At 41.1% G+C, this 20,070-nt stretch carries 23 protein-coding genes and 1 pseudogene; 4 read left to right on the top strand and 20 right to left on the bottom strand.

Annotated features, from left to right (window positions below; genetic code table 11):
- Positions 1 to 110: 110 nt before the first annotated feature.
- The 11 genes from cls to HMPREF1150_RS02470 form a co-directional block, all read right to left on the bottom strand.
- Positions 111 to 1,646 carry a cardiolipin synthase gene (cls, locus tag HMPREF1150_RS02420; RefSeq protein WP_009660122.1) on the bottom strand — a complete coding sequence of 512 codons (1,536 nt, stop codon included), beginning with the start codon at positions 1,644 to 1,646 and terminating at the stop codon, positions 111 to 113.
- Positions 1,647 to 1,840: 194 nt separating this feature from the next.
- Entirely contained in the window at positions 1,841 to 2,320 is a 480-nt protein-coding gene (locus tag HMPREF1150_RS02425) for an SP_0198 family lipoprotein (RefSeq protein WP_009660193.1), read from the bottom strand.
- A gap of 57 nt (positions 2,321 to 2,377) precedes the next feature.
- Positions 2,378 to 3,610, bottom strand: coding sequence for a folylpolyglutamate synthase/dihydrofolate synthase family protein (locus HMPREF1150_RS02430; RefSeq protein ID WP_009660248.1), 1,233 nt, complete (start codon positions 3,608 to 3,610; stop codon positions 2,378 to 2,380).
- Between the two features lie 180 nt (positions 3,611 to 3,790).
- Positions 3,791 to 4,102, bottom strand: coding sequence for a DUF1292 domain-containing protein (locus tag HMPREF1150_RS02435; protein WP_002894073.1), 312 nt, complete (start codon positions 4,100 to 4,102; stop codon positions 3,791 to 3,793).
- A gap of 24 nt (positions 4,103 to 4,126) precedes the next feature.
- Entirely contained in the window at positions 4,127 to 4,546 is a 420-nt protein-coding gene (gene ruvX / locus HMPREF1150_RS02440) for a Holliday junction resolvase RuvX (protein WP_002894074.1), read from the bottom strand.
- The gene (locus tag HMPREF1150_RS02445) at positions 4,546 to 4,812 is read right to left on the bottom strand and encodes an IreB family regulatory phosphoprotein (protein WP_002894075.1); all 267 of its coding nucleotides are present in this window, start codon (positions 4,810 to 4,812) and stop codon (positions 4,546 to 4,548) included. The genes ruvX and HMPREF1150_RS02445 overlap by 1 nt, the downstream gene beginning before the upstream one ends.
- Positions 4,813 to 4,989: 177 nt before the next feature.
- Positions 4,990 to 5,532, bottom strand: coding sequence for a hypothetical protein (locus HMPREF1150_RS02450; protein ID WP_009660238.1), 543 nt, complete (start codon positions 5,530 to 5,532; stop codon positions 4,990 to 4,992).
- Positions 5,533 to 5,637: 105 nt separating this feature from the next.
- Entirely contained in the window at positions 5,638 to 6,210 is a 573-nt protein-coding gene (locus HMPREF1150_RS02455; protein WP_009660169.1) for an SP0191 family lipoprotein, read from the bottom strand.
- 135 nt (positions 6,211 to 6,345) lie between these two features.
- On the bottom strand, positions 6,346 to 6,744 hold the full coding sequence (gene spx / locus HMPREF1150_RS02460) for a transcriptional regulator Spx (protein WP_002894078.1): 399 nt from the start codon (positions 6,742 to 6,744) through the stop codon (positions 6,346 to 6,348).
- A gap of 85 nt (positions 6,745 to 6,829) precedes the next feature.
- A complete protein-coding gene (recA, locus tag HMPREF1150_RS02465; protein ID WP_002902034.1) occupies positions 6,830 to 7,978 on the bottom strand; it encodes a recombinase RecA in 1,149 nt (382 codons plus the stop codon).
- A gap of 58 nt (positions 7,979 to 8,036) precedes the next feature.
- On the bottom strand, positions 8,037 to 9,293 hold the full coding sequence (locus HMPREF1150_RS02470) for a competence/damage-inducible protein A (RefSeq protein ID WP_009660174.1): 1,257 nt from the start codon (positions 9,291 to 9,293) through the stop codon (positions 8,037 to 8,039).
- Positions 9,294 to 9,563: 270 nt separating this feature from the next.
- Between HMPREF1150_RS02470 and HMPREF1150_RS02475 the strand changes: the two genes are divergently transcribed.
- Entirely contained in the window at positions 9,564 to 9,974 is a 411-nt protein-coding gene (locus tag HMPREF1150_RS02475; RefSeq protein ID WP_009660243.1) for a helix-turn-helix domain-containing protein, read from the top strand.
- 207 nt (positions 9,975 to 10,181) lie between these two features.
- On the opposite strand, the gene HMPREF1150_RS02480 is transcribed toward HMPREF1150_RS02475, so the two are convergent.
- The 4 genes from HMPREF1150_RS02480 to HMPREF1150_RS11870 form a co-directional block, all read right to left on the bottom strand.
- Positions 10,182 to 10,673, bottom strand: a complete 492-nt coding sequence (locus HMPREF1150_RS02480) for a hypothetical protein (RefSeq protein ID WP_002894087.1) — start codon at positions 10,671 to 10,673, stop codon at positions 10,182 to 10,184.
- A complete protein-coding gene (locus HMPREF1150_RS02485; protein WP_009660224.1) occupies positions 10,670 to 11,293 on the bottom strand; it encodes an ATP-binding cassette domain-containing protein in 624 nt (207 codons plus the stop codon). Before HMPREF1150_RS02485 ends, HMPREF1150_RS02480 begins: the two co-directional genes overlap by 4 nt.
- Complete coding sequence (locus HMPREF1150_RS02490) at positions 11,293 to 13,275, bottom strand: ABC transporter permease (RefSeq protein WP_009660147.1); 1,983 nt, start codon at positions 13,273 to 13,275, stop codon at positions 11,293 to 11,295. The genes HMPREF1150_RS02485 and HMPREF1150_RS02490 overlap by 1 nt, the downstream gene beginning before the upstream one ends.
- Positions 13,276 to 13,342: 67 nt before the next feature.
- Entirely contained in the window at positions 13,343 to 13,609 is a 267-nt protein-coding gene (locus HMPREF1150_RS11870; protein WP_176693608.1) for a hypothetical protein, read from the bottom strand.
- A gap of 346 nt (positions 13,610 to 13,955) precedes the next feature.
- On the opposite strand from HMPREF1150_RS11870, the gene HMPREF1150_RS02495 reads away from it, so the two are divergent.
- Entirely contained in the window at positions 13,956 to 14,804 is an 849-nt protein-coding gene (locus HMPREF1150_RS02495) for a helix-turn-helix domain-containing protein (RefSeq protein ID WP_009660126.1), read from the top strand.
- Between the two features lie 9 nt (positions 14,805 to 14,813).
- On the opposite strand, the pseudogene HMPREF1150_RS11865 reads toward HMPREF1150_RS02495, so the two are convergent.
- The 4 genes and pseudogenes from HMPREF1150_RS11865 to ruvA form a co-directional block, all read right to left on the bottom strand.
- Positions 14,814 to 14,927, bottom strand: a pseudogene (locus HMPREF1150_RS11865) (DNA-3-methyladenine glycosylase I); the annotation flags it as partial.
- A 121-nt stretch (positions 14,928 to 15,048) separates the two neighbouring features.
- A complete protein-coding gene (locus tag HMPREF1150_RS02500) occupies positions 15,049 to 15,702 on the bottom strand; it encodes a CPBP family glutamic-type intramembrane protease (RefSeq protein WP_009660214.1) in 654 nt (217 codons plus the stop codon).
- Positions 15,703 to 15,706: 4 nt separating this feature from the next.
- Positions 15,707 to 16,261, bottom strand: a complete 555-nt coding sequence (locus HMPREF1150_RS02505) for a DNA-3-methyladenine glycosylase I (protein ID WP_009660172.1) — start codon at positions 16,259 to 16,261, stop codon at positions 15,707 to 15,709.
- Positions 16,262 to 16,270: 9 nt separating this feature from the next.
- Entirely contained in the window at positions 16,271 to 16,861 is a 591-nt protein-coding gene (gene ruvA, locus HMPREF1150_RS02510) for a Holliday junction branch migration protein RuvA (protein WP_009660167.1), read from the bottom strand.
- 167 nt (positions 16,862 to 17,028) lie between these two features.
- On the opposite strand from ruvA, the gene HMPREF1150_RS02515 reads away from it, so the two are divergent.
- Positions 17,029 to 17,535 (top strand): helix-turn-helix domain-containing protein, encoded by a 507-nt coding sequence (locus tag HMPREF1150_RS02515; protein ID WP_032905724.1) that lies wholly within the window; start codon positions 17,029 to 17,031, stop codon positions 17,533 to 17,535.
- A complete protein-coding gene (locus HMPREF1150_RS02520) occupies positions 17,519 to 18,040 on the top strand; it encodes an RDD family protein (RefSeq protein WP_009660158.1) in 522 nt (173 codons plus the stop codon). Before HMPREF1150_RS02515 ends, HMPREF1150_RS02520 begins: the two co-directional genes overlap by 17 nt.
- Before the next feature lie 35 nt (positions 18,041 to 18,075).
- Here the strand turns inward: HMPREF1150_RS02520 and mutL are convergent, their stop codons facing one another.
- Positions 18,076 to 20,022 (bottom strand): DNA mismatch repair endonuclease MutL, encoded by a 1,947-nt coding sequence (gene mutL, locus HMPREF1150_RS02525; RefSeq protein ID WP_009660228.1) that lies wholly within the window; start codon positions 20,020 to 20,022, stop codon positions 18,076 to 18,078.
- Positions 20,023 to 20,070 lie beyond the last annotated feature (48 nt).

Raw genomic sequence — 20,070 nt, 5'->3', positions numbered from 1 at the left:
AATGACAAGAAAATCTCTCAACACTATTAGCAAAAGCACATGCAAAAAAGTCTGAGACTTCCGCCTCAGACTTTCTGTATATTTGCTGCAGAACTTGCCCACCTCTGGCATTAGAGCATAGGTGCAAAGAGCTGCATGATTTCTTTGATAAGGCGACGATACCAGCTGCTATCGAGATTTTCAGGAAGAATTTCCTCGGAAGCCTCAAAAATGGCTTCAAAATCTTCCTTGATAGCTGGGATACTCTCCGTATGGTACATCAGGACTGCATTTTCATAATGGTGCACCAGACTGCGGTAGTCAAAGTTAATCGTCCCTACCACAGCAAATTCATCATCGGCCACCACGTTCTTACTATGGATAAACCCTGGCGTGTACTCAAAGATCTTAACACCTGCTTCCATCAGATCCGGATAGGCTCCACGGGTAACAATCTGAATCAGCTTCTTGTCCGGAATGAAAGGAGTCACGATGCGGACATCCACTCCCCGCATAGCAGCATTCTTAATATCCTCCGTCAGGTCATAGTCAATAATCAGATAAGGCGTGGTAATGTAGACATAGTCCGTAGCCTGACTGATGATATTTTGATAGACCGTTTTGCCAACCTGAACCTTATAAATAGGCTTAGGCCCGCTGCCATAGGGAACGTAAAGCCCTTTGCCTTCGACAGCTTTATTTTCCAGATGGTACTTGTCAAAGTCTGTAATTTCCCCACGATTGATATACCAGTTCATGAGAAAGAGCCGCGTCAGAGCCTTGACTGCCCGACCTTCCAAGCGGACACCGCCATCTTTCCAGTGGCCAAAACGGACGATATGATTGATATACTCGTCAGCCAGATTGATACCGCCAGTATAGCCAACCTGACCGTCAATGACCAAAATCTTGCGGTGATCACGATTGTTGTAGGATACCGTCATCCGCGGAATCACCTTGTTAAACTTATAAGCCTCGATGCCCATCTTGCGCAGCTTACGCGTATAATCACCAGGCAAAGTGGCCATGCAGCCAATATCATCATAGAGCAGTTTGACTTCAACGCCCTGCGCAGCTTTTTCGACCAAGATTTCCAGAACACTGTCCCACATCAGCCCTTCATCGATGATATAAAACTCCAGAAAAATAAATTTCTCAGCAGCCCGCAGATCAGCCAGCATGGCCTCAAATATCTCCTCACCGATAGGAAAATAGCGAGAAGCTGTACCGTCATAGACATCTGCATTATTGTCCATACTCAGCAGTGATTTGATAATACCATAGGCCGACTTGTTTTCCTTTTTCAGCTGGACACGGAGTTCATAGCTATTGTCCTCTCGAAATTTCATAGAGTCCATATTTTCCAGCTGAATCATTTCCTTTTTAGACAACCGTCGCTCACCAAACATCAGATAGAGCAGGAAGCCAAAGACCGGCACCACGGCAATCAAAAGCCAAGTCACCTTGCTCTCCGGTGGCATATTGCGGTTGACAATCGCTAAAATAGTCCCAATATACAGGAAAACAATCATCGCCACTGACAGCCAGTTGGGTGCAATCTCATTAAAATAGAAGAATGCAACAAAGACAAAGGCTAGCTCCAGCAGCATAATAATGATGCTGAAACCGTATTTTGACATTAATAAGCGGAATTTCCTGAAAGTCATACACTCTCCTATCTCATTGCATATATTCTAGTATATCAGTAAAACTGCCTTAAAACAACGTTTATATCAATGCAAACTGTATTTCTGATTGATAAAAATCTAAGTACAGCTTTTGAATACTACTATCCTCTAAGTCGCACTGCAAGATTACAACTGATAAAAGGAAAAGCCCTATTCAAGACAGGGCTCTTTCATCATTGTTTCGTAAAGACCAGTGTGTCATCATCATAAGGTTCTTGGGAAAGATCCTCAATTGTCAGCTGATTGCCCTCAATGCGATAGCGCTTGACATCATCTCCGATGATCATGGTCTGGTTGGTAGCATCAATCTGAACCTGTTCAATTTCCTGCTCACCATCCGACTCGACCTTGGTCAGCTGGCCAGTAGTTCCTGAAATCTGCAAGGTCAGCTGATCGCCTTCATGGCTTGTCTGATAGCTGCCATCCAGCTCGCCATTGGCTACTTGCTCGGAAGAGGATGCAGAAGCAGATGAGCTGCTATTGGCCGCACTAGACGTGCTAGCTACTGACGAAGACTCTGCTGGCTTGCTGGAAGCGACTGACTGAGACTGAGAGGAAGGTGCCGTCTGGTTCTGATTAGAACCGCAAGCTGCCAAGGCTAAAACAGCCGCAGCAGTTAAACCTGAAATCATTAACTTTTTAGAAATTGCCATAGTGTTCTCCTTTTTCTTCTGTCTTTATTGTACCAAAGCAGGACTCCGGCGGTAAATTTATAAACTTGTCAAATAAGCTCTGACTTCTGCAATAAAATAAAGAGAACCCGTAATGAAAAGCAGCTGATTAGCGTTTTGCCTCTCCTGAAAATTCTGAATAAGCTGCCGATAATCCTCTATGTAGAAGAAGCCTTCCGCTTCAGCTTGACCAAGGGAATCTCCATCAGAAAAGGAAGTAACCGTCAACTGAACATCTGGCAGAGCCTCTCGCAGATAAGCCAGCATAGTGCTGTAGTCCTTACGCTTGAGAGCACCAAAAAGAAGCAAGCACTCTTTATCTTTCTGGCTCTGGATAAACTCCACTAACCTCTCCAGTGCAGGAAGATTATGGGCCCCATCAAGATAAATACCTGGACTAGCTTCTTCCAATCGCCCTGCCCAGCGAGTCTCCTGCAAGGCTGTCCGAATCCTAGCAGAATCTATTTCCCACCCCTGCTGCTGCATGAAGAGCAGGAAAACCTGCAGGGCCAGCGCCGCATTTTCCTCCTGATAACCTCCCTTGAGGCCCAGCTCAAGATTGGATAGGGTCCTAGTCGAATTGGAAAAAGTCTGATTTGCAAAAGAAAAATCGCGACCATACTGATAGAGTTCTATTCCCAACTCCTCAGCTCTCTGCTCACAAACCAATCGTGCCTCTTCTGGCAGCGGCCCGATGACAGCTGGCCGCCCCGGCTTGAAAATCCCAGCCTTTTGCTCCGCAATCATCGTCAAGCTCCTTCCCAGAGTCTCCTGATGGTCCAAGCCCACGGAGCTGATGGCCGCAATATCTCCCGTAATAACATTAGTCGTGTCCAAGAGTCCGCCGATCCCCACCTCAATCAGGGCTATGTCCACTTCCTGCTCCTTAAAATAGAGAAAGGCAATCAAGGTCAGAATTTCAAAATAGGACAGCTGGTCATGACTTTTGAGCAGTTCTTGCTCCATCTTTTGCACCTGCTGACCCAGACGGATAAAATCAGCTGGAGCAATCGGTTGGCCGTTGATACAAATCCGATCGTGAATACTAATCATGTGAGGCGAAGTAAAACTTCCTGTCTTGCGACCATGCCCCGCAAACAGCCGACGCATGAAAGCAATAGTAGAGCCTTTGCCATTTGTACCAGTTACATGAATCGTTGGGTAGCTCTGCTCAGGATTTCCCAAAAGAGCTACAGCCCGCTGCATCCGCCCTAGACCCGAACGAAAGTTTAGACCAATTCGGCTGTTCAGCCATTCTTCAATTTCATTCATTTTCTTACCTAAAAAAGAGCAGCGAAGCAGAATTCAAATCTGAATTGCAACTCGCTCCTCTTTCTAATGTTTATGATATGAGATGGAAAATAACCGAGCCTTGGCTACTTCCTTCCTCTGTCAAGTTTAGCTAGCATCTCGCCTGCGCTTGTCTTTTTTAGAAACGATGCTAGGCCAATCTTACTCTTCCATAAAGCTGTTGAAGACTTCTTCAATCATATCCCATTCAGCATCTGAGTCTTCTGGGATTGGCTGCAGGTCGCCTTCTGTGCCATCTTCATTTTCAGTAAAGGAATAAGCTTGAATCTCTACTTCACCATTCTCATCTTCTTCCGCATTGGCCGGAATCAAAAGAACATAATTCTTGCCAAACTCTTCCTTGCCATCAATGGTCAAAAGAATTTCAAATAAAGTTTCGTTTCCTTGCTCGTCAACCAAGGTGATTAATTCACGCTCTTCATGCTCGTGGTCATGGTTATGATCATGTGTCATACTAGTGTCTCCTTCATTTCTTTTCTAAAAATTTCGATCCAGATAATTCTGCAAAATCAGCTGCGCCGCCAGCTTATCAATAACTTTCTTACGCTTGCTGCGGCTAATGTCCGCCTGCTCCACCAGCATGCGCTCAGCAGCCACCGTCGTCAGACGCTCATCCTGATAGTCAACCGGCAGACCAAACAGCTCAGAAACGCGCTGGCCATAAGCCTGACTGGCCTCCACTCGAGGCCCGCTGGTATTGTTCATGTTCTTAGGCAGGCCAATAACAAACTTATCAACCTTGTACTCTTTCACCAGCTCGCCCAAGCGCTCTAAGCCGAATTCGCCCTTTTCTTCATGAATCGGAATAATCTCCAGTCCTTGAGCTGTAAAACCAAGAGGATCACTAATGGCAACCCCAACCGTTTTCGAGCCCACATCTAATCCCATAATTCTCATTAGAGATCGACGCCTTGTCCTTTCAAATAATAACGAACCAACTCCTCAACAATCTCATCGCGCTCGTATTTGCGGATTTGATTGCGGGCGTTGTTATAGCGAGGTACGTACGCAGGATCGCCACTGAGTACGTATCCCACGATTTGATTGATTGGATTGTATCCTTTTTCATTGAGCGACTTGTAGACATCGGTCAAAGTCTCGCTAATTTCCTTTTTATTTGAATCATCGAGATTAAAACGTACTGTTTCATCTGTAAATCCCACAATTACACCCTCTTTCTTTAGAATATCCCTATTATAGCATAATTATAGGCTTTTCACAAATTTAATTCACCTGAATTCTCCTAATTTTTCAATAAGCTTTAGCTAATATTTATCCGAAGCCTGGCTCTAAAATCCAGCAAAAATCCAGCTCTCTTTAGAGAACTGGATGGAAACTTCCTAATTTGAAGACGGCACTTCCACACCGTCGCTTCCCTTAAACTTGTTAAGCAATTCTTCCGGACTCAGGGTCTCGATTTGCTCAAACAGCTGCGCGTAGTTTGGAAGCTTTTTGGCTGCTTCGTAGTCTAGATTCTCAGGATCGATAGTCATCTCCAGAGAAATCTCTTCCGCTGTCATATCTGTTTTCAAGTCAAGACCGGTTATATTCACTGCTTCTTTCAGACCAAGCGCTTCCTCGATCAAAGACAGCATTTCTTTCTTTACGGTGGAAACATCCTGTTTTGACAGAGCTTCCTTGATATTGTCAGGAATAGCCTTGCTGACATGCAGGATAACCTTATCATACTTCTGTCCGCTGTAGCTGACGGTTAAGATCCTAGTTTCTTTTCCATGTTCTAATTGCTTCTCAGTTTTATAGGACTTAGTGACAATATCTCCTTTTCCAGCCCCTCCCTGTGAGGATGAACTGCTATTTGACTGCTGACTGCAAGCCGTTAAGATTGCCAAAGCTGTCAGCAAAAAGACAATTAATTTTCTCATGTCTTATCTCCTTCAATATTGAGCTGATTTTATCATATCATTATAAAAACGGCGCTGTCAAACTGATTGTCACTCTGTCATTAAAATGTAATAAAAAAGAGCAGCTTATTTCTGCTCTTCTGCTCCATTCATCAGGAGATTGTTGATGTATTCTTCTGGCGTCAGCTTAATCATTTCTTTGAACTTGAGATTTTGAAAATAAGGCATAGCCGCTGCTTTTTCGATATCCAAACTCTCAAAGTCATAGGTAGAAGTCATTTTCAGCTCGTTCTCATTCAAAATTGTCACTGAGCCGCTAAAACCTTGAAGTCCACGAGCCTGCACATAGTCTGCATCCTGCTCCAGTGACTCATTGAGCGACTTCTGCGCTTCCTCCAGCCCCATCTGCTTGATGGCTTCTTTCATCTCATCATCAGTCGCAGTCAGCCTTTCAATAACCAAGCGTTTAAAATGCTCTCCCTGATAAGTTACTGTCTGACTCTGCTGGTTTCCTCGTTCATCCTTTGGAAAAACAAGCGTCCGAGTAATCACTTCCTGCTGCTTGGCATTATCAATGATAGGCAGATTATTGCTGATTTCTTTCTTGTCAGCCGCATTCGAATTCGTCTCTGTCTTTTTATGTCCACAGCCTGCTAACAGTGCCACACTCAATCCCAGTCCTACTAAAATTTTCTTCATCTTCCATCCTCCTCAGAGATATTGTATCACAGTTCTGCTCCTTGTCAATCCATCCAGTCGCCAAAGACTGCTATCAACCTGAACAAAAAGAAGAGCCGAGATTCTCTTCCCGACTCTTTCAGTTATATTCAAAGTTTAAAGAGCTGCTCGCAGACGAGCTTCTGCATTTTCAACATTGCGAACAGAACGTGGCAGAAAAGCACGGATATCATCTTCTTTGTAACCAACTTGGAGACGTTTATCATCCACTAAAATGGGACTTTTCAAAATACGTGGGGTCTCCATGATGATGTCAAGAACTTCGTTGACACTTAATTCCTCAATGTCAACACCCAAACCTTTAGCATAGCGGTTTTTTGATGAAACAATGCTCGCGATACCATTTTCTGTTTTGGTTAAAATATCCAGAAGTTCCTCTTTGGTGATGCCTTCTTTGCCTAAATTTTGTTCTTTATAAGTTAATTGATGAGCGTTTAGCCAGGTTTTTGCTTTTTTACAACTAGTACAACTTGAGACAGTATAGATTGTGATCATGTAAGTACTCCTTTCGCTACACGATACTAATATCGTAGTCTATTATATCACAAAAACCATCGGTCTTGCGACCTATTTTGCAAAATTACTCTTCAATTTCGATGGCATCGTCCAAATCCAGAGTCACTTCTTCCATCGTTTCCACAGGGCTGTCAGCCTTGTTGCCAACCGCTTCTGCCAAGTCATCGCCTTCAATCAAACCATAACGTACACGAACCTGGCGGTCAATTTCGTCAAAGACTTCTGGATGATCAGCCAAGTACTTCTTAGCATTTTCAGAACCTTGACCGATTTTTTCATCATTGTAGGAGTACCAAGCACCAGCTTTTTTGATGATGTCTAAATCAGTCGCAATCTTAATCAGCTCACCTGTCTTGGAAATACCTTCGCCGTACATGATTTCCACGAAGGCTTCTTTGAATGGCGGAGCTACCTTATTTTTAACAACCTTAATCTTGGTTTCTTTACCAACATTGGTATCCTTCTCATCACCAGTTCCCTTGATTTGAGTATTACCACGGACATCCAGACGGACAGAAGCATAGAACTTCAGTGCACGGCCACCTGGTGTTGTTTCAGGATTACCAAACATAACGCCAACTTTTTCGCGCAGCTGGTTAATGAAAATCGCAATCGTCTTCGTTTTGTTGATAGAAGCAGACAGTTTACGCATAGCCTGGCTCATCATCCGAGCCTGCAAGCCGACATGGCTGTCACCGATATCGCCATCGATTTCTGCACGTGGTACCAGGGCTGCAACTGAGTCTACAACCACCAAGTCCACCGCACCTGAGTCAATCAGCTTGCCGGCAATTTCCAATCCCTGTTCCCCAGAGTCAGGTTGAGACAGCAGCAACTCATCAATATTAACACCTAGAGCAGCCGCGTATGACGGATCCAAAGCATGCTCAGCATCGATAAAGGCTGCGATACCACCTTCTTTTTGCGCTTGAGCAACAGCGTGAAGCGCAACGGTTGTCTTACCAGAAGACTCCGGACCATAGATTTCAATAATCCGTCCCTTAGGGTAACCACCAGCACCAAGGGCAATATCCAAGGCCAAAGAGCCAGAACTCATAACTTGAACCTTTTGCTCTGCCCGCTCGCCAAGACGCATAATAGCTCCCTTACCAAAGTCCTTTTCAATGTTTTTAAGAGCATTATCCAAGGCTTTTTGGCGCTCATCGCCGAATTTCTTTGAGATTTCGTCTAATTTTTTTTGTTTCTTTGCCATTTATTTCTCCTGTTTTTTCTAAAATGTCTTTTGGCCATCTTGGTCATTATACCAAAAATCAGCTATTTAATAAAGTTTTTCGTACTAGGTTGAAGGCGTGCAGAACAGCAATTTTCCGCACATCACGCCGACTTCGTCCAGCAATATTGACCTTAATAGTTTCTGTTCCTGAAGCACTTGCTAAGCCGATAAAAACGGTCCCTGCTGGATGGCCTTCCAGTGAATCTGGACCAGCCACACCTGTCAGACTGACAGCTAGGTCACTTTCGGTCAGCTTTCTAGCCTGCTCTGCCATTTTCCCAGCCGTAAAAGCGGAAACGACACCGTGCTTCTCCAGGTCTCCCAACGGAATATCCAGCATCCGGCTCTTTTCCTCCATGCTGTAGGTGACAAAGCCACCTGAAAAAATGGAAGAGGCTCCAGCAAAATCAGCCAAGGTCGCCTGAAAGAGCCCTGCTGTCAGACTCTCCGCCGCCGAAATCGTCTTTCCTTGACTCTTGAGCAAATCAAAAGCCACCTGTGCCAAGGAATTGTCATCCCCGTAACCATAGAAAATCTCTGACAGTGACTGTCCCTCAAAAGTCTTATGGGACAAAATTTCCTTTTCCACAGCCTCAAACTTAGTGTCGGCTTCTGCCTGACTCAGAGCCTTGGTAGACAGTCGTAGGGTAACTTCTCCTGTCTTTGCATAAGGAGCAATGGTGGGGTCACTCTGCTGCTCAATCATCTCTGACAAAATAGTCACTAGCTGACTCTCGCCGATACCAAAGAAGCGCAGCACCCGTGAATACAATTTCTGGCCTGTGGATAAGAGGGGAACCAGCTCGTTATTGACCATGGGCTTGAGCTCACTAGGCGGGCCAGGCAGGACTACATAGGTCACTCCGTCTGCTTCTAACAATCCTCCGACAGCTAAACCAGTCGCATTTGGTAAAGGAGCCGAGCCTTCAACCAGCTGGGCCTGACGCTCATTATTGGGAGTTCGAGCATAATCTGGCCGGCTGGCAAAAAAGCAATCCAGCTTTTCCACAGCCTGTGAGTCAAAATTGAGCTCACGTCCTAAGAACTTAGCCAAGGTCTGCTTGGTCAAATCATCCTCTGTTGGCCCCAAGCCTCCTGTTAGGATAATCAGATTACTACGCCCTTGAGCAATTTCCAAAACAGAGAGGAGACGATTTTCATTGTCCCCCACTGCTGTTTGAAAATAAACATCAATCCCTAGACTCGCCAGTTTTTCAGATAAAAATTGGGCATTGGTATTGACAATCTGACCTGTCAGAATCTCGGTGCCCACAGCAATAATTTCTGCTTTCATAGAACCTCCTATCTTACTATTCGGAATTGGCTTTATTTTATCACAAAAAATCTTAAAAAAGTTGATTTTCATTTCAAGAAATAAAAAGAGCTGTCAAGCTCCTTGACAAACTTGTCAACATGCTGTGAAAAACTTTTAAAAAGGACTGGTGTTATGCAGAATAACTAGATTGTTAGGGAAATGCTATTGGCAAATGGTTTCATTATTTTTATAATAAAGATGAAAAAATAAAATCATCTAAATAATTTTATTTGAAGAAAGGAGATCATCATGAAAATTTCACAAGTTCTCAAAGATATTCGTCAACAAAATCAACTCACTCAGGAGGCTTTGGCGGAAAGACTCAAGGTTTCCCGCTCCGCCATTGCCCGCTGGGAAAGTGAAAAAGGGATCCCTGATATTGGAAATCTCATCGCTATCAGTCGGGAGTTCGATATCAGTCTGGACACACTCATCAAGGAGGATGAGCGCTTGGAGAAAAAAGTCATCGAAGACAGTAAGGCCAAGAAATGGCATTATTTAGTCATCCTCTACCTTTTTTCCATCTTGGTTTATATTGGTGTCTTTGCTTACTTGCACCATATCTTTATGGCTGGCTTCCTCATCTCCACCCTCTTTATGCTCTTCTATGAACTACGCATCTTTATCAAGGAAAAGATTTGGATGCAGAAGGATAACTAAACGAAATTCCTTGGATGTTAGAAAACCAAGGAATTTTTTCTATGAAACAAGGAATATAGTCGCACTATTATGAAAGAGAACAGACAAGCAAAGAAAAAAGAGGAAAGTAAAACTGCAGCTACCTTTGACAAATGAGCTGAATCAAGATTTGTATTTCAAAAATTTATTGGAACTTTTGTCTTTATGCGTTTGTCGTGTCATCATAAATTATTTTTTAAACGCTTCGTATAGTTTTTTATAGAACTCTTTCTTTTCTTTTTTTTGATTATTAAACTCTTTTTTGCCGTAATCAAAATTCGCTACTGAAAATCCCTTGCCATCATCAGAAAAAGTGAAGAATTCTATCCCAATCAATTTATTATTTTTAGCATCTACTACAGTAGTTCCTAAATTATTGTTAAATTGTTTAACTTCTTCTTCACTAACTCCAAATCCCATAGCAGTGCCATCTGCAATAATATTTGAAAACACTTCTTCTGAAGATGCTACTTCTTTGACAGATATTAGATAGACAGCATCTTCTGTTTCTACTTGCCTTACCTTATCCCATCTTTCGGTATCATTCGAAGAGATTGTATAGACTGTTAAATCCACCGAAGGTTTATTGGAATTTTCTTTTTTAATCACTTGTTTGCCAATTAAGACGATTGCGAGTATTCCAATGACTAGTAGCAAACTAATATAAATTTTCTTTTTCATGCCTGACTTCCTATATCTTTTATATCAATGATAACATCAACTTTACTATATACAGCTGGATCATGCGTTGCTATAATAACATAATTATCCTTGGTTGCTTCACTCAATAATAAGTTGATGATTTCATTCCCAATCTCACTATCCAAGGCTCCTGTAGGTTCATCCGCTAAAATAATTTTACGCGGTTTCATTAACATTCTTGCAATAGCTACACGCTGAGCCTGTCCCCCAGACAATTCATATATTTTATGTTTTAAATAGTCCCTAGAAAGGCCTACTTTTTCAAGTATCTCAGATATAATTTTTTTGTCTTTATTGAGGAGTTTTAAATTATCATATACTGTTTTGTTTTCTATCAAAGAATAATTTTGGAATACATACCCAATAGTATTTTTAAAATAGGTTCTTTCTTTTGTTTTCCAAATATCCTGTTTATCAACTAACACTTTTCCACTGTCAATTTTTTCTAGCCTTCCTATAATGTTTAGCAAGGTAGTTTTACCTGAACCCGAACCGCCAATCAAGGCGTAGCTTTTTCCAGCTTCAAAGGTTAAATTTAAATCTGTAAATATTTCTTTTGAGCCATATTTTTTTGTAACATTCACAATTTCAATTGTCATTAGTCATCCCCTTTTAGAATTTGAGTGTATCTATCAGATAATTTTCTGAAACTTATTATCATTGACATCATTAAAACCGTTAAAGAAGCAAGACCAATATACAATAACTCTATTTGTCCTGTCATGATAAATGTCAATAAGATAACCATTATAATCGTTATCATAAAATATTTTAGACTTGAAATGGCCATACCTGTTTTCGATAGGCCTAAAATGATTTTTTTGACATAGTCATTCTGTTTTAAGGCAACAAACATTTGAGCATATTGATAAATGAGTAGAAATACAATTCCACAAATAATTATTTGCAGTATTTTTGAAAGGAGAATTTGGTGCTCTAAAGATTGAATATTAAGTTTCACAGTTTGGTAAACCTCGACTGGATTGATTGAAAAATTCAAACTAGCACTCAAATCGTTGATGTCCTTAATTGCTTCTGGACTAAAAAGTGAGTTATATATGATATTGCTTGCCAAAATAAAATCGTTAGTTTCTACCATTTTATCAGTATCTAATATAACCACTATATTACTCTTACTATTTGTCACACTTTCCAAAGGTAGATTATCTTTATTTTCAGGGACACTACTGCCATTTTCATTGAAATAGAAAAATTCTTGCCCATCAGGAATGACTTGCACCGTAAGATCATCTTTTGTATAGTTTGTACCAGTAAATTGTTCTGCTACAACCGTATTCTCGATTGATGCCTTATTCTCTTTAAATTTATTAGGAATATAGATGGTTGCTATTTTATTATCTAAAATACGATAGTTTGTTCCATTAACTTTATTTTGTACCTTAGCACCTGTTTGATTGATATAAACCAGCTCTTTATTAACCTCTGGATTCGTTATCCCATCACTTTTTAATTGCTTAGAAAAATCTTCTGTAACATGAGAAGTTTTCATAAAATCTGGAACATAGGCTGAAGATGATTTGATATATATAAAATCCAGTTTTTTTAAGGCTTTAGCAATCTCTATATACTTAGCTCCTGAGTCATTTGCTTCTTCTCCATTAGTAACAGATTCATTTTCAATACCCAAAAACTCTAGTCTTTTCCAATCTTTTACTGCACTCCATGGTTCTAAATGCTTTATCTGTATATTTATCTTTGATTGACTAGCCTTTGTTTCCCGTAAAAAGACTCCTGAAACAACTATTATGCTAGAAATAACCGCAAGCCATACGATAAAAATGAGGCTGTTTTTGGCCTTATTTTTTATAATTTCAATAGGCTTTTCAACCTGAATCGTCAGCCAAAATAAAACAAAGGTGATGAGATCAATGATTTGAAAAATTATAAAATTGGTTAGAAGTAGAGAGAAGAATAACTTGGAACTATAGGTGAAGAGACCACTCCCCAGAAAAGAGCCATAGAAAACCATCAATAAAGCAACTAAAATCAGCTCAAAAGTAACAGAAATTAAATAATCCTTTTTTAGGTTATACACAGGCAATCCTAAAGAACGTCTTATCATCCCTTCTTTAATCTTTCTCGCTCTAACAACAAATAAAACAACTAATAAGGTTAAGTAAATTGAAATCATTAACAAAAATCTTAAAGAGCCAGTAAATTGTATCATTCCTCCCATATACCAAGGGTAAGCCATATATACTACTTGCAGACCTGTAGACGTAAGTTTTTTTAAACCATTTGAATCTATTTCCCCTAGAGTATAGTACATCCCTGTTATCGGTATAGACTTTAATTGTTCATGGCTGGCATCATCAAGATTTATATAAGTCAACTGTCCTGAATTCTGAACCACCGGCTTGTATATTTTAACTTTTTTCTCTTCTGATAGGCCACTAATCATTTGATATATTTCTTCATTAGAAAGATTGCTTTTCCCTTGAATGGAGAAGGCACCATCAATTGGTAAAGGTATTGGTTTTTGAGTATCACTAATACTAACCAGACCAATGGCAGCAATTAAGCAAAAAAAGAGTCCTATAACACCTAATTTTAATTTCATAAGCTCCTACCTATATTATAAAAGACCCTATAATATTATTGGTTCTTCCAACTTTCATAAACTATTGTTAAAATTTAAAGTAGTTCCAATGTGCATTTAATCGAACATCATTCCAACTTTTTGTTGAACTTGACATTGCCCATCCATATTTTTGAGAATCAGATGACTTAACAGTTCCCCAAAGATTAGTTATCGAAGATTTTGAACCAATATTATTCGGAGATTTAACATAGTAATTAGAATAACCATAGTTATCATTCACACCATAATTCCATTCATCAATAATCGGATATGGGGCTGGATATGCTACTTCTGCACTAACGATACTAGTCATAGTAGTTAGCCCAAAACCTAAAGAAACTGTAGCTAATAAAGCTAATGTTTTATTTTTAATTCTTAAATTTTATAGATTCTAATTTTTAAATATATATATATTTAATCTTTGCCTACTTTTTTGAAATATTTAGAACATTGAACTCACTCCACTTCTATCCTATCCACCTTATCTCCACGGCCACCACCATGGGAGTGCATTTACAAGCATTATTAGCGTCATTGCCAATAAAATAGAATTGTATTTCACTTTCTTCATTTTTGCCCTCCTTTTTATTTCATGATATACTATTTTAAAATATTTTTTCAAAATGTAGCTTTTAGTAACATTTTAAAAAGGAGTTCTTATGCGCTGGGATTATGGAAAAATCTATAAAAAAATTAGGAAATCAAAAGGGTTGACTCAAGAAGAAATTTGTGGAGATTTTTTAGCTCGCTCAACTTTGGCACGAATTGAAAGCGGGCAAGTCGTGCCAAAGTTCGATACCATGATTTTTTTACTTCGCCAGATAGATATGACACTAGAAGAATTTAAATATATTTGTGATTATTATCAACCTAGTCAACGGCAGAAAATTTTAAATTCTCTGTATAACCAAGGTGAGTCTATTGTAGGGACGAAAAGCTTGTTACAATTGAAGAGAGAATGCGAGGCATATCTATATAAACATTCCGATATTCCGATTAAACATGCTTTAGATAGCATCAATATTACTATTCATCTGAGACAAAATGGAATTTCTGAGACAAAAGAAATTAATGCTACTACCAATAAAATTTGGGCGTATTTAGAAAAACAGGACACTTGGTATGAAAGTGATTTTCGACTGCTTTCTACCATCCTTTATTTCTTCCCTTTAGAAAATATCAAACAATTTACCCAAAAGATTTTAAATAGCATAAAAAAATACCAATCATTTCGCAATGGGAATAATCTACAAATCGGACTCTTAGTCAACCTTTCTACCATCTATCTTTATAATGGATTAAAGAGAGAATGCGCTGAAATTACTACGTACATTTACGATTTGTCAAAAAAAGAAAAACGTTATGATTCCCTCGGGCTTTCACAGATTCGACTTGGAATTTGCAAAAATGATAACGAATTAATAAAAAAAGGGATTGCTCTACTACAACTTGCCGATGAAAAAGAGCTAGTAAAATCTCTAAAAGAAGAAATTGAAAAATACCGTTGAGAATCTTTCTCAAACGGTATTTTTACGTGGATTAAAATCACAATCATTTTCATGATCGTTGATAAGGCCAGCTGCTTCTAGGAATGAATAGACACAAACGGGACCGACAAATTGAAATCTTTGACAAGGTGTCAAAATACTTTTATAGTCTCTTATTAAACAAAAGGAATCACTATTTTAAATGATTTACATGCTCCCTACTCTCTAAAGATAAATTAGCTGATTATACATTACTTTCATCTTTCTATCTTAAAATAAATGAAATAATAAAAGCAATAATATTGTTGCAGCAATGAAGGGCAATTGGATACCAGATATTCTTGTCCTTTCTCAGATACAGGAGCGAGAGAAGAAGACCTCCGGCAATATAGGAAATAGCTGTCACCCACTCTGATAAGTCCCAGCTGTGCATATGAAGGGTGGCAAATAGAAAGGTTGTTAAGACAATACCGAGCCCGTCAGAGAATTTTGCCAAGAAAGTGCCTAGGAAAAAGCGACGGAAGAAAAACTCTTCAACGATTGGCCCGATAAAGCAACCGATAACCAAGATTAGAAAGGGATTTTTCAACAAGGCACCTTGAATACTGGCATCATTCTGCCCCTGTAGGGGCAGTCCTAGTACCTGTTTAATGACACCCGAAAGCAGGTTGCAGGCAATGGACAGGAGGAAAACAAAGAACATATACAAGGAGATCGTTTTTAGAAATTCCTTCTTTTTAGTCAGAATCAAGGCCAGCTGCTCCTTTAATTCTTCACGATAAGCTAAGATTCCCAAGATAAATAAAAGGAAATAAACTGGGTAAATCAACCAATTTATCCCAATCAACTGCAAGCCTCTAGCTAGGAATAAGATCGTATAGAGGGTGATAAAAATAAGGAGAAATTTTCTTGTTTTCATTGTTCTACTTCCAATCACAATCATTTTCATGATCATTGATAAGGCCAGCGGCTTCTAGGAATGAATAGACACAAACGGGACCGACAAATTTGAAGCCTTGCTTTTTCAGCGCCTTGGACATGCTTTCTGACAGCTCTGTCTTAGCTGGCGCTTCCTTGTAGTTCGTAATTTGATTGTCAATCGTTTTGAAATCTACAAAGGACCAGACAAAGTCATTAAAAGAGCCAAACTGCTTTTGAACAGCCAAAAAAGCTTGGGCATTAGCCCTAGTTGCATAAATCTTCATCTTGTTACGGATGATGTCGGGATTATCCAACAAACCATCCAGATCTGCATCTGTCATCTGAGCAATTTTCTGGGCATCATAGAAATGAAAAGCTTCCCGAAAAGCCTGACGTTTATTCAGAATGGTCTCCCAAGAAAGTCCAGCCTGATAGGTCTCCATGCAGAGCAATTCAAATAATTTCTGATTATCATGGAGGGGTTTGCCCCACTCCTCATCATGATAGGCTACATACAAGGAGTTGTTCATTTTTACCCAGCCGCATCGTTTGGTCATAACTTTCTCCTATTTCACCAACATCTTAAGGGCTGACTTGATATAGTTTTCTGCTGTATCCGTCGTTCCTTCAAAGAATTTCTTGATTTTCTTGAGCTCAGCAGCTTTGTAGCCCAGAGCCAGCATGGCTTCCATGGCTTCTTCCAGCTCCTGATTATCCACAGTCTGGACAGGTGCCTTGCTTTCTGCCAGACCATCCGCCGCCACTACCTTGCCTTCCAAGTCCAGCACCATCTGCTGGGCTGTTTTCTTGCCAATTTTAGGAAACTTGGTCAGGTAGGTGATATTTTTCTGCTCAATGGCTTGCACTAAGCCAGCATTATCATCCGCCGCAATAATTGCCAGGGCAGACACTGGGCCGATACCTGAGACTGAAATCAAGCTGAGAAAGAGTTGCTTCTCCTCCTCAGTCGCAAAACCGTACAGGAGCTCCGCGTCTTCCCTCACCACCTGGTGCACATAGACCTTAGCTTCCTGATGAAGACGCCCTGAGTATGCATAGGGGTTGGCCACATGAAGAATATAGCCGATAGAGTTGACTTCCAATACGATGTACTTGGCTGTAATTTTACTGATGATTCCTTTAAAATATTCGTACATAATCTTCCTTCTTTTTGTATCATTTTGCCTATCTAGTATATCATATTTTCTGTCTGGAAACTGCAAATAGAAGTGCAACCAGCGGTTGACAAAATGTACAGGAAGCTGTATTCTCAAGATAAATAAAAGCTGTTAGGATAGAGATAGAAAAAAAGGAGGCTGTGATGATGAAACTCGCTTATAAATTATTTGAACTAAGAAAAGAAAAAGGCTGGTCACAAGAAAAACTGGCTGAACAAATCAATGTCTCTCGCCAAAGCATTTCTAAGTGGGAGTCTGGCCAAGCGCTGCCAGAGCTGGAAAAAATTGTAGAACTGAGCAAGATTTTCCAAGTGACGACAGATTATCTGCTTATAGAAGACAGCGATAAGCCGGAAATAAACCCCGTCCTCTCAGAAGACGAAAAAGATCGCTACTATAAGGAAGTGAAATCTTATAGCTTCTGGCAGGTTCTGTATATTTTTGTATCAGCTCTGGCTATCTTTCTCTTTTTCGCAGGTTCCAGCTTTCCAGCAAAATTTACTGCCCTGGTCTGGTTGAGCTTTTTCCTCTTAATCGCATCAGCAATGGCTATTAACAAGGCGCTAAAGATCAAGAAAAAGTATCTGGACAAGGTTATAGGCCTTGATGAGGATTCTAAAAAAGAAGGTGCTAAAGATGAAACTAAAAACTGACAATCCCATACCTGTCAAAACTCGTCTGAAAGAGCTGATTGGAGACTGGCTCTTCATTTCGGGCTACCTCATTGTTCTTTTTTTACTAGCTATGGGCTTTTACAATCTAGTTCTAGGAGATATTCCTACATTCACTGAAGCTCAGAGCCAGCTTCTGGCTTTTTCTAGCTCCGTCCTGCCTCTAACTATCATCTTTGCTTGGCTAGACTATAGAAAAGGAAGTTTTGGCAAGCGTTGGGCAGGTTTACAGTTGGTTTACAAGCACAGGAACCTTTCCCACAGCCTTTTGCGCTCTGCTATCAAGTTTTTCCCTTGGCAGCTGGGACATATGGGAGCTATCCGTAGTGCTTATCAAGCAGATGCCCTGTCAATTTTCTTGTCAACTTCAGCAGGGATTCTCTTCTTGATCTTTCTGCTGATGGGACTGCTTCGCAAGGACAAACGCCATCCAGCTGATTTACTTGCTGGAACACAAGTTCAGCTCAAAAATTCAAAACAGCTCTAGTTCTATGACTAGGGCTGTTTGATCTTCTATAGAGTTTAGTATTTCCCCAACTCCCGCAGGCTAGTATGATTTTCCTGAATGCGGCGGAACATTTTTTCCATATCCGACTTGGTAAAGTTGACTAAGACCGGTCGGCCGTGTGGGCAGTTGTAAGGATTGTCACACTGGGACAGCTGAAAGAGCAAGTCACGCGCAGAGTAGTCATCCAGACTGTGATTGGCCTTGATGGAGCGTTTGCAGCTCATCATAATGGCTAGCTCTGCTCGATATTTCTTAATAGAAACTTCCTTGGTCAGGAGAAGCATATCACACATCTCATAGATGCCAGCCTCGATCTCCTCTTCCTTGAACCAAATAGGATGCTCACGGAGGATAAACTGGTTGGCTCCGTACTCTTCTAAAAAGATGCCAGCATCTTCTAACAGCTCCATCCGCTGCTTGATTCGCAGCATATCGTCCGCTGGAAATTCAAAGATATAGGGCACCAAGAGCTGTTGCTGGCTATTGTCCACATCCCCAATCTTCTCTCGATAATACTCATACTTGACCCGCTCTTGGGCAGCATGCTGGTCAATAATGTAAAGACCGCCCTTGCCCTGAGCAAAGAGATAAGTGCCATGCATCTGGCCAAAATATTCTAACTCTGGGAAGCTTGACTTCTCTTCCTGTTCCAACTTATCCACAGCCCGCTCCAGACTGGCCTGGTCTAGCTCTGGATGGTCTAGCTGATCATAACTAACTGGCTTTCTCTCTGCAAATTTGACCGAAGTTGATTGTGGCGGTTCTGCTTTTTCATCTGTCGCTTCATGAATAGGCTCCGCTGATTCTTCGAAGGATAACTGCTGCTCGGCCACCTGTGGCTTGAGGAAAAAGTCATTCTGCTCCTTATCGTAGTAGAGGCGATTTTCTTTCAGCGGGAGGCTAGTCTGTTCAGGCTTAGCCGCGCGCTTAACAGTTGATTTGGCAAGATTTTCCAAAGCATCTGGGATAAGGTCTTGCTCCTTGAGACTGGTCGCAATGGCTTGCGAAATCAAGGCCATGAGTTCGCGCTCTTTAGAAATCCGCACCTCTTGCTTGGTCGGATGGACATTGACATCGGCCAGATAGGGGTCAATCTGAATATTGATGACCGCGAGTGGAAAGCGGCCTACCATCAGCTTGCTGCCGTAGCCGTCCAAAATAGCACGATTGAGCAGGAAATTCTTGATATAGCGGCCGTTGATGAGAATCGTAATATAATTACGATTCGCACGAGTCAACTCAGGCAGACTGACATAGCCGCTCACTTCAAAGTCCAAATCTGAAGCAGAGATTTCCACCATTTTCTTAGCTGTTGCCAAACCATAGATTCCTGCAATAGCCTGACGCAGATTACCACTGCCGGCAGTCCGTGTCATTTCGCGGCCGTCGCTGATAAGGGTGAAAGCCACTTCCGGATGGGCCAGACTAAGCCGATTAATCACATCAACGATATGGGAAAGTTCAGCCTGCTGGCTCTTCATATACTTGAGCCGGGCGGGAGTATTGAAGAAGAGATCTTCTATCTTGATTTTCGTTCCCACCGGACTACTGGTAGGCTCATGCTCTTCGATCTCGCCACCCTGGGCAACCAGCAGAGTCCCGTGCTGGCCGGCTTCCGTCGCTGTCTCAATAGTAAAACGCGAGACAGAAGCAATGGAAGGAATGGCCTCGCCACGAAAACCCAATGTCCGAATCCGAAAGAGATCCGCCTGCTTCTTGATTTTACTGGTAGCATGGCGGCGAAGGGCCAGAGGGACATCTTCGTGATCTATGCCTTCGCCATTATCCGTTACCTGAATGCTCTTGAGTCCAGCCTCCTCGATTTCGATGGTAATCTGACTAGCACCCGCATCAATTGAATTTTCCACTAGCTCCTTGACCACGCTGCTAGGCCGCTCAATGACTTCACCTGCCGCAATCTGATTGGCTAGAATTTCTGGAAGTTCGATAATTTTTGACATCTTTTTCTCCGTATTTATTCTGCTATATATTATAACACATTGGGCTCT

This window comes from Streptococcus sp. AS14, assembly GCF_000286495.1.
Classification (GTDB): domain Bacteria; phylum Bacillota; class Bacilli; order Lactobacillales; family Streptococcaceae; genus Streptococcus; species Streptococcus sanguinis_P.
This window is presented reverse-complemented; position numbering and strand designations above follow the sequence as displayed.